13 protein-coding genes are annotated in these 14,616 nt (G+C 45.2%); 4 read left to right on the top strand and 9 right to left on the bottom strand.

Going from position 1 to position 14,616, the window contains the following annotated elements:
- Nucleotides 1-29 precede the first annotated feature (29 nt).
- Nucleotides 30-302, top strand: a complete 273-nt coding sequence (locus ACESTK_RS09715) for a hypothetical protein (RefSeq protein WP_118578019.1) — start codon at nucleotides 30-32, stop codon at nucleotides 300-302.
- Nucleotides 303-326: 24 nt separating this feature from the next.
- Here ACESTK_RS09715 and ACESTK_RS09710 read toward each other — a convergent pair whose 3' ends face one another.
- From ACESTK_RS09710 to ACESTK_RS09680, 7 genes are all read right to left on the bottom strand, one after another.
- The gene (locus tag ACESTK_RS09710; protein ID WP_215661216.1) at nucleotides 327-1,589 is read right to left on the bottom strand and encodes a competence/damage-inducible protein A; all 1,263 of its coding nucleotides are present in this window, start codon (nucleotides 1,587-1,589) and stop codon (nucleotides 327-329) included.
- Nucleotides 1,590-1,716: 127 nt separating this feature from the next.
- Nucleotides 1,717-2,256, bottom strand: a complete 540-nt coding sequence (gene pgsA, locus ACESTK_RS09705; RefSeq protein ID WP_173717736.1) for a CDP-diacylglycerol--glycerol-3-phosphate 3-phosphatidyltransferase — start codon at nucleotides 2,254-2,256, stop codon at nucleotides 1,717-1,719.
- Nucleotides 2,240-3,577: a 30S ribosomal protein S12 methylthiotransferase RimO gene (gene rimO, locus ACESTK_RS09700; protein ID WP_118578016.1), complete on the bottom strand. Its 1,338-nt coding sequence runs from the start codon at nucleotides 3,575-3,577 to the stop codon at nucleotides 2,240-2,242. The genes pgsA and rimO overlap by 17 nt, the downstream gene beginning before the upstream one ends.
- A 1-nt stretch (nucleotide 3,578) precedes the next feature.
- Nucleotides 3,579-3,923, bottom strand: coding sequence for a DNA-directed RNA polymerase subunit omega (gene rpoZ / locus ACESTK_RS09695; protein ID WP_118578015.1), 345 nt, complete (start codon nucleotides 3,921-3,923; stop codon nucleotides 3,579-3,581).
- A 135-nt stretch (nucleotides 3,924-4,058) separates the two neighbouring features.
- Nucleotides 4,059-4,685 carry a guanylate kinase gene (gene gmk, locus ACESTK_RS09690; RefSeq protein WP_373119632.1) on the bottom strand — a complete coding sequence of 209 codons (627 nt, stop codon included), beginning with the start codon at nucleotides 4,683-4,685 and terminating at the stop codon, nucleotides 4,059-4,061.
- Nucleotides 4,678-4,944 carry an extracellular matrix/biofilm biosynthesis regulator RemA family protein gene (locus ACESTK_RS09685; protein ID WP_118578014.1) on the bottom strand — a complete coding sequence of 89 codons (267 nt, stop codon included), beginning with the start codon at nucleotides 4,942-4,944 and terminating at the stop codon, nucleotides 4,678-4,680. The genes gmk and ACESTK_RS09685 overlap by 8 nt, the downstream gene beginning before the upstream one ends.
- Before the next feature lie 211 nt (nucleotides 4,945-5,155).
- Nucleotides 5,156-6,034 (bottom strand): YicC/YloC family endoribonuclease, encoded by an 879-nt coding sequence (locus ACESTK_RS09680; RefSeq protein ID WP_373119629.1) that lies wholly within the window; start codon nucleotides 6,032-6,034, stop codon nucleotides 5,156-5,158.
- A 252-nt stretch (nucleotides 6,035-6,286) separates the two neighbouring features.
- Between ACESTK_RS09680 and ACESTK_RS09675 the strand changes: the two genes are divergently transcribed.
- Both ACESTK_RS09675 and ACESTK_RS09670 read left to right on the top strand, forming a co-directional pair.
- Nucleotides 6,287-8,035, top strand: coding sequence for an NFACT family protein (locus tag ACESTK_RS09675; RefSeq protein ID WP_373119627.1), 1,749 nt, complete (start codon nucleotides 6,287-6,289; stop codon nucleotides 8,033-8,035).
- Between the two features lie 138 nt (nucleotides 8,036-8,173).
- Nucleotides 8,174-9,730: an ABC-F family ATP-binding cassette domain-containing protein gene (locus ACESTK_RS09670; RefSeq protein ID WP_373119626.1), complete on the top strand. Its 1,557-nt coding sequence runs from the start codon at nucleotides 8,174-8,176 to the stop codon at nucleotides 9,728-9,730.
- 169 nt (nucleotides 9,731-9,899) lie between these two features.
- Here the strand turns inward: ACESTK_RS09670 and ACESTK_RS09665 are convergent, their stop codons facing one another.
- Nucleotides 9,900-10,958, bottom strand: a complete 1,059-nt coding sequence (locus ACESTK_RS09665; RefSeq protein ID WP_195699233.1) for a fibronectin type III domain-containing protein — start codon at nucleotides 10,956-10,958, stop codon at nucleotides 9,900-9,902.
- Between the two features lie 85 nt (nucleotides 10,959-11,043).
- Nucleotides 11,044-13,134 carry a translation factor GTPase family protein gene (locus ACESTK_RS09660; RefSeq protein WP_118578841.1) on the bottom strand — a complete coding sequence of 697 codons (2,091 nt, stop codon included), beginning with the start codon at nucleotides 13,132-13,134 and terminating at the stop codon, nucleotides 11,044-11,046.
- A gap of 210 nt (nucleotides 13,135-13,344) precedes the next feature.
- Between ACESTK_RS09660 and ACESTK_RS09655 the strand changes: the two genes are divergently transcribed.
- A complete protein-coding gene (locus ACESTK_RS09655; protein WP_173717731.1) occupies nucleotides 13,345-14,454 on the top strand; it encodes a prephenate dehydrogenase in 1,110 nt (369 codons plus the stop codon).
- The last annotated feature ends 162 nt before the right edge of the window (nucleotides 14,455-14,616 follow it).

Raw genomic sequence — 14,616 nt, 5'->3', positions numbered from 1 at the left:
ATTACTATATAAGAAAGGAATGATTCCATATGGATGACAACTGGCAGGATAATCCAAAGCTTGCAGGTATCGACAAAAACAAGCTTGACATGCTCCAGCAGATGGCCCGGCAAGGAGCCGGAAAATCTCCCTCTGATCTGCTGCCATTTATTATGAATGCAGCTTCCCAGGGGAGAAATGCCGGTCTGAACTTTAACAGTAATGAAATCAATACCATCATTGAGGTTTTGAAAATGGGAAAAAGCCCCCGGGAACGTGCAAAGCTTGATAAAGTGGTAAACCTGATGAAGATGATGAAGTAAAGCATTTTCTGCGATTAAGAAAACTTACTCCTCAACTTCTCCCATCATGCACTCGCGAAGCAGTACTAGCGCACTGGCAACAGCCTGCTGACGGATCTTGGTTCTGTTTCCGGTAAAATGATATTCCCGGGTAATCGTATGTCCATTGCAGCAGCAACCCATAAACACGGTTCCAACAGGAGTCTCACTGGTTCCGCCATCCGGGCCTGCAAGGCCGGTAACAGAAAGACAGATATCAGCTCCTGAAGCTGCGCAGCCCCCCTTTGCCATCTGTTTGGCACATTTTGCAGAAACAGCTCCCACTGTTTTCAATGTGGATTTCTTCACTCCAAGACATTCTCTCTTGGCACGGTTGCTGTAAGTAACAAATCCATGGGTAAACACCTGGGAAGCACCTGGAACATTTACAATGCGGGCAGCAATGGCACCACCTGTACAGGATTCTGCAAGAGACAGAGTTAATTCTTTCTCCTTCAGCAGATCCACAACAGATTCTTCCAGCGTTTTGTCCGCATCCAGGGCAAATACATTTTTGCCGAATCGCTTTTGAAGTTCCTTTACTACAGGTTTGATCAGCTTCTTGCAGGATTTCTCATCCTCACCCTTGGCTGTAATACGGAGATGAACCTCTCCTGTCTTTGCATATGGAGCAAGCGTTGGATTTGTCTGGGTCTCGATCATATCCTGGATATCGGCAGCCACCTGGCTCTCACCGATTCCACAGATCTTCACAACCTGGGAGCAGATGATCTCCGGCTGTTTCTTGCGAAGATATGAGAAAACAGACTCCTCAAACATAGGGATCAGCTCGTTAGGCGGTCCCGGAAGAAGAATGGCAGTCTTGCCATTTTTCTCAAGGATCAGACCAGGTGCTGTGCCGTTGTGGTTATCAAGCACAATAGCGCCTTCCGGAACCTGCGCCTGCTTATAATTATTGGAGGTCACACGTCTGTCCGGATGATTCTTCTTATATTCCTTCATATAACGCTCAATACGCTTACGGGAATGAGGATCTTCAGAAAGAGGAAGTCCCATTACCTCAGCACATACTTCCTTAGTCAGATCATCCTCCGTTGGTCCGAGACCTCCTGAAAGAATTACCACGTCAGATCTGTCAAGGGCAGATGCAATCACAGCTTTCATTCGGTCGCGATTATCTCCCACAACAGACTCATAGTAAACAGAAAGTCCCAGCTGGGCACATTTCTCAGAAAGATATGCGCTGTTGGTGTTTACAATATTTCCCAGCAAAATCTCAGTTCCTACAGCTACAAGTTCTGCAATCATATATATACCTCTTTTCCAGAGCATGTTTGAAATCAGCCAACATCTCTGCTCACAAAGATGCTGGCTGGTTTACATTCAGATATTCTCACTCTCTGCACGCAAAAACGTTTCGCGGGCAGCGGCTATTTTATTCCTGCATGGAAATTACATTCTTATTCTGCACAATATAAGTGATCAGAGAGATCACCGTCAGAGCAAGTGATGCCCATACAAAAATCTGTGTCAGTATTTCAAAAGCTCCCCCAAAGTTCAGGATCAGAAGAATGATCATGACCATCTGGGATGCAGTTTTAAATTTGCCCCAGTAGTTTGCAGCGATGACAACGCCGTTCTCGGCAGCGATCAGTCTGAAGCCACTGATAATAAATTCTCTTGCAATGATAATGATCACGAACCATGCCGGCAGGCGGTCAAGCTCGATCATGCAGATCAGTGCAGAACAAACAAGAAGCTTGTCAGCAAGAGGATCCATGAATTTACCAAAATTGGTAACCAGATTATTCTTGCGGGCAAGATGACCGTCAAACCAGTCCGTAATACTTGCCACTACAAAAATAGCAAGGCAGATATAGCGGTTGGCATCTCCGCCCCAGCCAGTCAGAATAAATAATACAAAAAACGGTACCAGGATCATTCTGGCAATAGTCAGTTTATTCGGTGTATTCATCTTCCAGCTCTCCTATCAAATCATACTCCAGAGCTCCGGTAACCCGGACTCTCGCAAAATCTCCTGTCATGAGAAGTTCGCCAGTCTGTACAAAAATATATCCATCGACCTTCGGCGCATCTCCGTAAGTACGTCCAATGTACGCACTCTCTCCAGATACTTTGCCCTCGATCATAACAGTCAGCACCTGACCAACGCGGCTCTCACCCTTTTCAAGAGAAATTTCCTGCTGAAGTTCCATGATCTCATCGCGTCTGGCTTCCTTGACCTCCTCCGGAATCTGATCTTCCATAGTGGCTGCCGGGGTATCCTCCTCAGCAGAATATGGGAAAACACCAAGGCGGTCAAACTCGATCTCATCCACAAACTCCATCAGTTCTTCGTGGTCTTCTTGTGTCTCTCCAGGAAAACCACTGATCAGGGTTGTACGAAGGAAAATATCCGGGATCTCCCGGCGCAGCCTGCCAATAATATCCACCAGCTCCTGCTTGGTGGTACGGCGGCCCATGCGTTTCAGCACACGGTCACTTGCATGCTGGATCGGAAGATCCAGATAATGACAGATCTTCTTCTCTTCCTTCATAGTCTGAATCAGCTCATCATAAATCTCTTCCGGGTAACAATACAAAATACGGATCCAGCGGATTCCCTTTATTTTGCAAAGCTCCTTTAAAAGGACATGAAGAGATTTCTTTCCATAGATGTCCTTACCATATACAGTAGTCTCCTGGGCAACCAGAATCAGCTCTTTCACCCCTTTTTCAGCAAGAGACCGGGCTTCTTTTACGAGCTGCTCCATAGGCACGCTTCTGTAGCCGCCCCGGAGTCTTGGGATAATACAGTAGGTACAATGCTTGTCACAGCCTTCTGCAATTTTCAGATATGCAAAATGTCCACCTGTGGTCAACATACGCTTACCGGAAATATCCGGAAGAAAATCAATGCTCTTGTACTCTTCAAAGTGTCTGCCTGCCTGGGCTTCCTTTACAGCCTTGCTGATATCGCCGTAAGAGGTTGTACCAAGAATAGCATCCACTTCAGGTATTTCCTCTGAAATTTCTTTCTTGTAACGCTGTGCCATGCAGCCGGTAACGATCAGCACCTTGCAGGTACCTGCCTTTTTCTTCTCTGCCATTTCAAGAATGGTATTTACACTTTCTTCTTTGGCATCACCGATAAAACAGCAGGTATTGACAATAATGACCTCTGCTTCGTCCTCATCATCAACGATCTCATGTCCGTCTGCAGCAAGCATTCCAAGCATTTCCTCAGAATCTACCAGATTCTTATCACATCCAAGGGAAATGAACAGTAATTTCATATTATTCTGCACTCTCCTCAGACTCAGCAGGATCAACTGCAGCTGCAGGTTCTTCAGCAGCAATCTCCTCTGCAGAATGTCCTGCGATCTCTGCTAAATCCTCTTCCTCATGTTTACCTGGAAGGATCTTAACCTTTCCGTGATATAACTCGTCAATTGCGATAGAAAGAGGTTTCTTGCCTTTAACATTATCTGCCAACGGCTTTGCACCGCCGATCAGCTGACGCGCACGCTTGCTTGTAGCAAGAATCAGGGAATAACGGCTGTTGAGCACCATGCTCTCATCGTCGTCCTCATTGTTGGTATTGATTGCTTCGATTAACTCAGAATAAGATGGATGGATCATATATATACTCCTTTCAAAAATTGTGATTATTGTTATAATTTTTATAAAGATTCGCAGCTTCAAACTGTATTTTCGCGAATAAAGTTGCAAATCGATATTTCATTTTATAGCAGTTTCATCTGCTCTTTATTTGGATTATTCTTCCACAAACTTTGCTGCCTGTGCCTGGATCTCATGGATAAAACTAAGGTTTCGCCTCATGGCGAAATGTTCGCTCTGAATAATATTATGAAGCCTGTCTACAGCATCCTCCAGCTGGTCATTCACCAGCAGATAGTCGTACTCGTCAACTCCTTCTGCTTCCTGTGCAGCTCTTGCAAGACGCTGGTGGATCACTTCCGCAGTCTCAGTGCCTCTTCCAACAAGACGCTCTTTCAGTTCCTCCATGGAGGGCGCTGTTACAAATACCAGCACAGCTTCCGGGAATTTCTTCTTGATCTTGCGGGCTCCCTGAATCTCGATCTCCAGGATCACATCCCGGCCTGCTGACAACTGCTCCTCCACATAAGCCTTAGGTGTGCCGTAGTAATTCTCCACGTACCGGGCATATTCGATCAGCTGATCCTGACGGATCATTTCCTCAAATTCTTCTTTTGTGCGGAAAAAGTATTCTCTTCCGTCTTCTTCCCCTGGTCTGGGGTTTCTGGTGGTGGCAGATACAGACAATGCGTAATTGTCGTACTTCGCCATCAGGCTTTTCATAATGGTGCCTTTTCCTGCTCCGGAAAATCCGGAAACAACTGCCAAAACTCCTCTACTCATGGCCCTCTCCCTTATTTTCTATAACTTCTGCAAATCTGCGAGCGATCGTGTCCGGCTGGATCGCAGATAATATCAGAATGTGATCTGAGGTAACGATCACAGACTTGGTCTTTCTTCCCTGAGTGGCATCCACAAGGGAATTGGAACCCTTCACACTCTGAACCATTCGTTTCACCGGAGCGGCATCCGGGTTTACCACAGCTACGATTTTCTGGGAATTCACCACATTGCCGAATCCGATATTGATTAATTTTGCCATGTTTTCACCCTTCTGTCAATATGGAAAGCTTACGTCTTTGATTCTCTAGTACATCGCTTCGTAAATAACTATACCAATCACGTAGGATGTGGATTCGAGTGTGCAGGTATAAAAACGCAGGCGTAGCGGGCTACGCCGAGGCTTTTATACCTGTGCAATCGGATTCACAGACAAGTGAGTGGTATAGTTATTTCGAAAACGATGTACTAGGTTACTCCACATTCTGAACCTGTTCTCTGATCTTCTCAATCTCTGTCTTCAGATCAATCGCTATATTGGAAATAATCAGATCACTTGATTTCGACAAAATGGTATTTGCCTCACGGTTCATCTCCTGTGCCATAAAATCGAGCTTGCGTCCGATGCCTTCCTTCTCCTCCAGCATCTTCTTCATTCCCTGGATATGGCTGTGGAGACGGACGGTTTCCTCATCGTTGCAGATCTTGTCGGAGAACAGGACAACTTCTGCTGCAATACGGGAATCTTCGATCTGAGAATCCTCCAGAAGCTCATGAACCTTGGCTTCCAGCTTCTCTCTGTAAGAATCCACAACCTCCGGAGAGCGGGCTTCTACCTGACTTACCTTCTCATCAAGAGCATCCAGCTTGGCGATCAGGTCGTTCTTCAGATTCTCTCCCTCTCTTGCACGGGACTGGGCAAATTTCTCGCAGGCCTCACGAAGCGGTGCTTCCAGAACTGCCCACAATGCATCCTCATCTACAGACTGCTCCTCCATAGTCAGCACGTCCGGATAATGGGAAAGAGCTCCTGCCTTCACATCGTTCTCAAGGCCAAATTCCTCTGCCATCTGACGGATATATGCAAGATATTCTCCTGCAAGCTCCTTATTATACTTCAGTGCGCCACAGCTTAAGGTATAGTCCTCATATGTGATAAACACATCCACTTTACCACGCTGCATATAGGTCTTCATAAGATTCCGGATCGCGCCCTCAAGGAAAACCAGCTTCCTTGGCATTTTGATACTCAGATCCAGATATCTGTGATTGACGGATTTTAACTCAACGGTGATTTTCCGCTCTTTTGTAATCACCTCGGCCCTTCCAAAGCCGGTCATACTTTTTATCATAGTAATCTCTTTCTTTATTTTTATTCCGAATACTGTCTGAAAAGAGTCCCATTCCGCATAACAGAATCGTCTCTGATATTCAGGCAATAACTCTACGCAGGTTACCGTTCACAGTTGCCTACGCATACAGATTTATTATAGTTCATTCTAAAACCCTAGTCAAATCCTTTTTTTGCTGTTATAATAAAGTCTGCATGTCACGGTTACTGGTCACGGAGCGACCGGTAACCTGTCAGCAGAAAGGAGTTTTTTATGGCTTTTGACGGAATTACCATTGCTGCAATGGTTTCTGAATTAAATAAAAATCTCTCCGGGGGACGCATTAACAAAATTGCCCAGCCGGAAAGTGACGAACTGCTGATCACCGGAAAAGGTGCAAATGGTCAGAAGCGTCTGCTTCTCTCCGCCAGCGCCTCCCTGCCTCTGATCTATTTTACAGGCAAAAACCGGATCAGCCCTTTGACTGCTCCTAATTTTTGCATGCTTCTCCGCAAGCACATCGGAAGCGCCAGGATCACTGCGATACGCCAGCCTGGTCTGGAGCGTGTTGTAGAATTTGAGCTGGAGCACCTGAACGAACTTGGTGATGTATGCCATAAGGTTCTCATTATGGAACTGATGGGAAAGCACAGCAACATTATCTTCTGTGATGATAATAATATGATCCTGGATAGTATCAAGCACGTATCCTGCAACGTAAGTTCTGTACGTGAAGTTCTGCCAGGACGTCCTTATTTCATCCCCCACACTCAGGACAAGCTGGATCCTCTTACCATTTCCAGAGAGGATTTCATGGAAAAAGTATGTGGCAGATCCAATGCTGTCTCCAAAGCTCTCTATCAGACGCTTACCGGTTTCAGCCCGGTAATGGCTCAGGAACTTTGCTATCGCGCTTCCATTGATGGAAATGACGATGTCCAGACATTAGATGAGAATACCAGAGAGCAGCTTTATACAGAATTCACCCATTTAATGGAACAGATCCGGAGGGAAGAATTTACCCCGGTTATTGTTTTCAAAGGGGACGAGCCGGTTGAATACGGTGTTCTTCCTTTTTCCCAATATGGAGAAGGCTTCACCACCCGGACCTTTGAATCTGTGTCAGAGATGCTGGAAACCTATTATGCCTCCCGCGACGTGATCACCCGTATCCGTCAGAAATCTGCGGATCTCCGAAAGATCGTCCAGACTGCCCTTGACCGCAACCGAAAAAAATTAAGCCTTCAGCAGAAGCAGATGAAAGACACTGAGAAAAAAGACAAATACAAGGTTTACGGCGAATTGATCAACACCTACGGCTACGGTCTGGAAGAAGGCTGTAAATCCTTTAAGGCTGTGAACTATTATAATGGAGAAGAAATCACCATTCCTCTTGATCCTACCCTGACTCCTCAGGAGAATTCCAAGAAGTATTTCGATCGTTACGGTAAGCTGAAGCGTACCCAGGAAGCTCTGGAGGTTCAGATTGCAGATACCACCAGCGAGATCGAACATCTGGAATCCATCTCCAATGCCCTGGACATTGCCGCTGAGGAGAGCGACCTTTCCCAGATCAAGGAAGAGCTGATGGAATACGGCTATGTGAAGCGCCACTACGGAAACAAAAAAGGTGCCAAAATGCAGGTGAAATCCAAACCCTTCCACTATGTTTCCAGCGATGGATACGATATTTATGTAGGAAAAAACAACTACCAGAATGATGAGCTGACCTTTAAATTTGCCACAGGAAATGACTGGTGGTTCCATGCCAAAAAGATGCCGGGCTCCCATGTTGTGGTAAAGACAAAAGACGGCACACTTCCGGACCGCACCTTTGAAGAAGCAGGAAATCTTGCAGCCTTTTATTCCAAGGGACGCACTGCACCAAAGGTAGAGATTGATTATCTCCAGAAAAAGAATGTGAAAAAGCCGGCTGGAGCCAAACCGGGATTTGTAGTTTATTATACCAACTATTCTCTGATGGCTTCACCAGATATTGCAGGAATCCAGCAGTTATCCTGATTGTAACCGTTTTTCCCTCTTTGCATTTTGCATACAGCCCTAAATTTGCAAAACGGCTGCTCTGCAAACCGCAAGCTGCTATCTATATATACCGGAGCCTGTTTCAAGCACGCTCTGATTTAAGAACAGGAGTTATCTATGAGTATTTTAAATGTTGAACACCTTACCCACGGCTTTGGTGACAGAGCCATTTTCCATGATGTTTCCTTCCGTCTTTTAAAAGGAGAACATATTGGCCTGGTAGGCGCCAACGGAGAGGGAAAATCCACCTTCTTCAATATTGTAACTGACAAACTGATGCCGGATGAGGGCAGGATCCAGTGGGCAAAAAATGTCCGCGTAGGTTATCTGGACCAGCATTCTGTCCTCGCTCCTGGCATGACCATCAGCGACGTGCTGAAATCTGCTTTTTCCTGGCTTTTTGAACTGGAAGAACGAATGAATACTATCTGCGATTCCCTTGGCGAAGCCTCCCCGGAAGAAATGGAAGCTCTTATGGAGGAACTGGGAACTATCCAGGATACCCTGACCATGCACGACTTCTACGTAATTGATTCCAAGGTAGAAGAGGTTGCCCGGGCACTTGGTCTTCTGGATCTTGGACTTGACCGTGATGTCACAGATCTCAGCGGCGGGCAGCGTACTAAGGTGCTCCTTGCCAAGCTGCTTCTGGAGAAACCAGATATTCTTCTTCTGGATGAGCCCACCAACTATCTGGATGAAGAGCACATTGCATGGCTGAAACGCTATCTTCAGGAATATGAGAATGCTTTTATCCTTATTTCCCATGATATTCCGTTTCTCAATGATGTGATCAATATCGTTTATCATATGGAAAATCAGGAGCTGAACCGTTATGTAGGCGATTATAACCACTTCCTGGAAGTCTATGAAGTGAAAAAAGCTCAGTTAGAGGCGGCTTATCGCCGCCAGCAGCAGGAAATCAGCGAACTGAAGGATTTCGTTGCCAGAAACAAGGCCCGGGTTTCCACCAGAAATATGGCAATGTCCCGCCAGAAAAAGCTAGACAAAATGGACGTGATCGAACTGGCTGCCGAGAAACCAAAACCGGAGTTTCATTTCAAACAGGGACGCACCCCAGGCAAATACATCTTCGAGACAAAGGATCTTGTGATCGGATATAACGAACCCCTTTCCCGCCCTCTCACCCTTTCCATGGAAAGAGGCCAGAAAATCGCGCTTGTAGGTGCCAACGGAATTGGAAAAACCACACTTCTGAAAAGTATTCTTGGTCTGATCCCATCATTAAAGGGAACCAGGGAATTAGGGGACAATCTGCAGATCGGATATTTTGAGCAGGAAGTAAAAGGTGACAACAAAACCACCTGTATTGATGAGATCTGGGCAGAATTCCCGTCTTATACCCAGTATGAAGTACGCTCCGCACTTGCAAAATGTGGTCTCACCACCAAGCATATTGAGAGTCAGGTCCGTGTGCTTTCCGGCGGTGAGCAGGCCAAGGTCCGCCTTTGCAAGCTGGTAAACAAAGAGACAAATGTCCTTCTTCTTGACGAGCCTACCAACCACCTGGATGTGGATGCAAAAGAGGCTCTGAAGGAGGCACTAAAGGAATACCGCGGAAGTGTGCTTCTCATCTGCCATGAGCCGGAATTTTATCAGGATGTGGTTTCACAGGTGTGGGACTGCAGTAAATGGACAACTAAGATCCTGTAAATGCTATACTAAGATTATTATTTTATAAGCAAAACAGCATCCAGACAGAATATATTTTTTATACTTCTGTCTGAATGCTGTTTTTATTTCCTTTACTAAACAGACGTGTCACCTGTCGGCGGCATCACCATATATGAAGGATTTATGCATTCTGTTACATTTCAATCTATCAGTTCACAAACTGAATGATTCCGGATACCTGCTCGTATGCACTATCCCAGTCCTGACCACTTGCCAGTCCTTTTACTTTTCCCTTGATTGTTACTCGCTTGGAAGCCGCATATCCGGAAGCATCTGCCTTGATTCCCTTATTGGTTGTGAAGTCATGCGTACGCCAGATCTTATCTGCATAATATTTGCCGTCAGCCTTCAATTCAATATTGCTGAATGTGGCATTTACAGAATCTCCGTTTAATCTTGCAGAACCCTCTACGCGAAGATAGACAGTTGTGTTTGCAAGACTGCTGTTTTTAACTGTTTTGGCAAGTTTGCCGTTGATGTAGCAGCTGCAGGTTCCGTCTTTTTTCACAGTCAGCATTACATGGTAAGTCTTATCTCTGGCCGCTTCCTGAACCCAGATATAGTTCTGACCGCCTGCACCATTGTGGGCTACATTCTCGATCATGAACCATGCCTTACCTGTATAGGGAGCTCTTGCATGCTTGTCATACTGGATACCAAAGCTTACTGCAGAGGTCGCCGTGCAGGCAACCAGCTTCGCATGGTAACCGGAACCGGAACCAGAAAGTACCATATCCGTTTCAATGGTATATTCGGAAGCTGTATTTGCAACAGTGGAACCTGTTGCCGTGGTATTTCCGCCGGCAGTATCCGGTTTCGTTGTGGTTGGCACCTCATAAACAATTTTCAGTCCTTTTTTGTTATAGGAACTTACTTTCTTTCCTTTGTAGGCTTTTACTGTGTAGCAGTATGTAGTTCCACTCTTCACTTTTTTATCTGTGTAAGATGTTTTGGAACCGCCTTTCACAGTTTTGATTTTTTTCCAGGAACTATTTTCTGTCTTACGCATAACATAGTAGCCGGAAGCGCCTTTACTCTTTTTCCAGGTAATTTTAACACTTTTGTTTACACGTACCACCTTGGAAAGCTTCGGTGCTTTTAATGCTGCTGCCTGAACCGCCTCTGCTTTTCCAAATGAATAAACCGGAAATACAAGCATAAAAGCAAGTAAAAACAGCATAATCTTTTTGATTCCTTTTCTGTTCATAATATTCCTCCTTCTTTCCTCATATGAACTTCCATCATAAAAGACGGAGAACTTCTTCAAGAAATTCTCCGTCTCATTATACTACTTATTCATCAGCAGCGTCAACCTTACTTGCCCTTGCTTCGATCTCTTTCTGCTGGATATCACCAGGAGCCTGCTCATAGCGGGCAAACTCGTAGGAGAAGTCACCACTTCCACCAGTCATGGAACGAAGATCTGTGGAATATCCATAAATCTCAAGAAGAGGAACGTCAGCTTCAATAATGGTATTTCCGTTATGATCCGGATTCATTCCAAGAACACGGCCGCGGCGCTTATTCAGATCGCCCATAACGTCACCTGTATATTTATCCGGAACTGTAACCTTCATGGAAACGATTGGCTCTAACAGTACCGGAGAAGCATCCATGAAGCCTTTCTTGAATGCAAGGATGGTAGCCATCTTAAACGCCATCTCTGAGGAATCTACCGGATGATAAGATCCATCATAAAGAGTAGCCTTTACACCAACTACCGGATATGCTGCAAGAGGTCCTTTCTGAACACATTCCTGAAGGCCCTTCTCGACTGCCGGGAAGTAGTTCTTCGGAACTGCACCACCAACAACAACCTGCTCAAATACGTATGGAGTCTCCATATCGCCAGACGGCTCAAAACGCATCTTAACATGTCCATACTGTCCATGTCCGCCGGACTGTTTCTTATGTTTGCCTTCTACGTCAGAATTCTTGCGGATGGTCTCACGGAATGGAACCTTCGGTTTGGAAAGCTCTACATCAACTTTATAACGCTCTTTCAGCATGCTGACAATAACATCAAGATGCTGATCGCCCATACCATAGATCAGACTCTGACGGTTAGCACCATCGTTCTCAACACGAACAGTCCTGTCTTCGCTCATGATCTTGGCAAGAGCCTGGGAAATCTTATCCTCATCGCCCTTGTTCACAGCCTTAAATCTCTTATAGGTATAAGGTGTGGAAAGAATTGCTTTCGGATAAAGAACCGGATTCGCCTTGGTGGCAAGGCTGTCACCAGTCTGAACACTGACTAATTTGGCAATTGCACCGATATCACCTGCATGGAGCTCTGGAACTTCGATAGGCTTGGAACCCTGAAGAACATATAATTTGTTAAGACGCTCTTCTGTGCCTTTCTCAACATTGAGAAGGGTATCATCAGATTTGATAACACCGGAGCAAACCTTGATCAGGGAATACTTGCCAAGGAATGGATCCACGATGGATTTCCATACATATGCTGATTTTGCTTTGGCGAAATCGTAATTTGCTTCAAAAATCTCGTTGGTCTTCTGGGAAATACCGTTGCAGGAACGTTTGTCCGGGCTTGGGAAATATCCGCAGATGTCGTCCAGAAGGTTGGATACGCCGCGAAGATTGATCGGGGATCCCATGCATACCGGAACAATGCTTGCATCCTGTACATTGGCGGCAAGTGCTGCGGAAACTTCTGTAACGGAGAACTCGTCTCCCTCAAAATAACGATCCATGAATTCCTCGCTGGTCTCTGCTACAGATTCCATCAGGATATCATGATACTTCTCAAGGTACTCATCCAGATAAGAAGGAATCTCGCACTCTTCCTTCTGTCCCTTGTCGATATATTTTCTTCCGGCCTGCTTCACAACGTTAACATATCCCACGAACTTGCCATCCTCACGGATCGGGAAATGCAGCGGGGCAATCTTCTTGCCATAAAGCTCAGTAAGCTGATCTACTACCTTACGGTAACTTACATCGTCCACGTCCATATCGGTAACGAAAATCATTCGCGGAAGTTTATACTTCTCGCAGAGATTCCATGCCTTCTGGGTACCAACCTGTACCCCTGCCTTACCTGATACTACGATGATTGCTGCGTCTGCAGCACTGACAGCTTCCTCAACTTCTCCTACGAAGTCAAAATATCCGGGAGTGTCCAGAATGTTTACCTTGTTCTTCTGCCACGGGACCGGAATCAGAGATGTAGTGATAGAGAAATGTCGTTTGATTTCTTCTTTATCATAATCACTGACTGTATTGCCATCTTCTACACGGCCTAAACGGTTGGTCAAGCCGGCAAGATATGCCATTGCTTCTGCCAGAGTTGTCTTTCCAGCACCGCCGTGTCCTAACAGCACTACATTTCTGATTCGGTCAGTTCTAAAAACGTCCATATGTAATACCTCCCTGTTTGTCTAATATGTTCATATTTTACTAAATATTCAGAAGAATTTCAAGTATTTTCTGGGATTTTGACGGTCTTTTTTCAAAAAAGTTTAGATTATTTTGTCATTTCTGTAGGAATTGACAATTTGCGAGGAATCTCGTACAATATCATAAGATAATTTTTCACTTTAACGAAGGAAAGGAAACGACATTATATTATGAAGACAATCGGTTTTATCGGTCTCGGTCTGATTGGCGGCTCTATCGCCAAGGCCATCCGGAAGTACCATCCGGATTACCACATTCTGGCCTATAACCGCAGTAAGGAAGCACTTGCCTCCGCCATCAGCACCGGCATTATAGATGGTGTCTGTGAGGAAATGAAGGATCCACGCTTTGGATCCTGTGATTATGTATTTTTATGTGCTCCGGTAGAGATCAACCTGGAGTGCCTTGCATATCTGAAAGAGATCCGCCAGCCAGGCTGCATTATCACAGATGTGGGAAGTGTAAAGGGAATCATCCATCAGAAAGTGGATGAGCTGGGAATGACAGACTGCTTTATCGGCGGTCACCCTATGGCCGGTTCTGAGAAAACCGGTTTTGACCATTCCAACGAGCGCATTCTGGAAAATGCATACTATATTCTTACCCCTGGCGGGGAAGTGGGACTGGAATATATTTCAGATTTTACAGAGCTGATCAGTTCTCTTGGTGCTATCCCTATGGTGCTTACAGCTGAAGAACATGATTTTATTACAGCAGGTGTAAGCCATCTGCCCCATATTATTGCTTCCGCCCTTGTAAATCTGGTAAAAACTCTGGACAACGATGCCGAATACATGAAGACCATCGCAGCAGGCGGTTTCCGCGATATTACAAGGATTGCCTCTTCTTCTCCTGTTATGTGGCAGCAGATCTGCATGGAAAACCATGAGAACATTTCCAATGTTCTGGACGACTACATCCGCATGCTGATCCAGATCCGCTGTTCTGTAGACAACTGTGCTACAGATGGTAAGGAGGCAGATGCTATTTATCAGATGTTTGCAAGCTCCAGGGATTACCGTGATTCCATTGATGTTGTGGATAATGGTCCTATCCGCAAGGCTTATGTGCTTTATCTGGATATTGCAGATGAAGCCGGCGGAATCGCTACCATTGCCACCATCCTTGCCATGGATAAGATCAGCATTAAGAACATCGGAATTATCCACAACCGTGAATTTGAGCAGGGTGTTCTGAAAATCGAATTTTATGAAGAAGACGCTATGGAAAAGGCCATTGCACTTTTGAAAAAGCGCAATTATATTGTTTATGAGCGATAACCAGCGCACCGGCAGTTGTTTATTGGATACATCACAATTAATTTTTCATACAAACTCTGTATCAATACAGCAAATACGAAGTAACCGCCATATTGACTCGTCTAATTCTTTATAAGTAATATAGCCGATACCCGTTTTTACTGTATGAAACTTTATATTTAA

It is taken from the genome of Ruminococcus sp. Marseille-P328, from assembly GCF_964249465.1.
In the GTDB taxonomy this organism is placed as follows: Bacteria; Bacillota; Clostridia; order Lachnospirales; family Lachnospiraceae; genus Blautia_A; species Blautia_A faecis.
Note: the sequence above shows the minus strand (reverse complement) of the source record. Positions and strands in the feature narration are given on the sequence as shown.

Coding starts and splice junctions, on each gene's coding strand:
- ACESTK_RS09715 (WP_118578019.1), top strand. CDS start 30: ATGGATGACAACTGGCAGGATAATCCAAAGCTTGCAGGTATCGACAAA.
- ACESTK_RS09710 (WP_215661216.1), bottom strand. CDS start 1,589: ATGATTGCAGAACTTGTAGCTGTAGGAACTGAGATTTTGCTGGGAAAT.
- pgsA (WP_173717736.1), bottom strand. CDS start 2,256: ATGAATACACCGAATAAACTGACTATTGCCAGAATGATCCTGGTACCG.
- rimO (WP_118578016.1), bottom strand. CDS start 3,577: ATGAAATTACTGTTCATTTCCCTTGGATGTGATAAGAATCTGGTAGAT.
- rpoZ (WP_118578015.1), bottom strand. CDS start 3,923: ATGATCCATCCATCTTATTCTGAGTTAATCGAAGCAATCAATACCAAC.
- gmk (WP_373119632.1), bottom strand. CDS start 4,685: ATGAGTAGAGGAGTTTTGGCAGTTGTTTCCGGATTTTCCGGAGCAGGA.
- ACESTK_RS09685 (WP_118578014.1), bottom strand. CDS start 4,944: ATGGCAAAATTAATCAATATCGGATTCGGCAATGTGGTGAATTCCCAG.
- ACESTK_RS09680 (WP_373119629.1), bottom strand. CDS start 6,034: ATGATAAAAAGTATGACCGGCTTTGGAAGGGCCGAGGTGATTACAAAA.
- ACESTK_RS09675 (WP_373119627.1), top strand. CDS start 6,287: ATGGCTTTTGACGGAATTACCATTGCTGCAATGGTTTCTGAATTAAAT.
- ACESTK_RS09670 (WP_373119626.1), top strand. CDS start 8,174: ATGAGTATTTTAAATGTTGAACACCTTACCCACGGCTTTGGTGACAGA.
- ACESTK_RS09665 (WP_195699233.1), bottom strand. CDS start 10,958: ATGAACAGAAAAGGAATCAAAAAGATTATGCTGTTTTTACTTGCTTTT.
- ACESTK_RS09660 (WP_118578841.1), bottom strand. CDS start 13,134: ATGGACGTTTTTAGAACTGACCGAATCAGAAATGTAGTGCTGTTAGGA.
- ACESTK_RS09655 (WP_173717731.1), top strand. CDS start 13,345: ATGAAGACAATCGGTTTTATCGGTCTCGGTCTGATTGGCGGCTCTATC.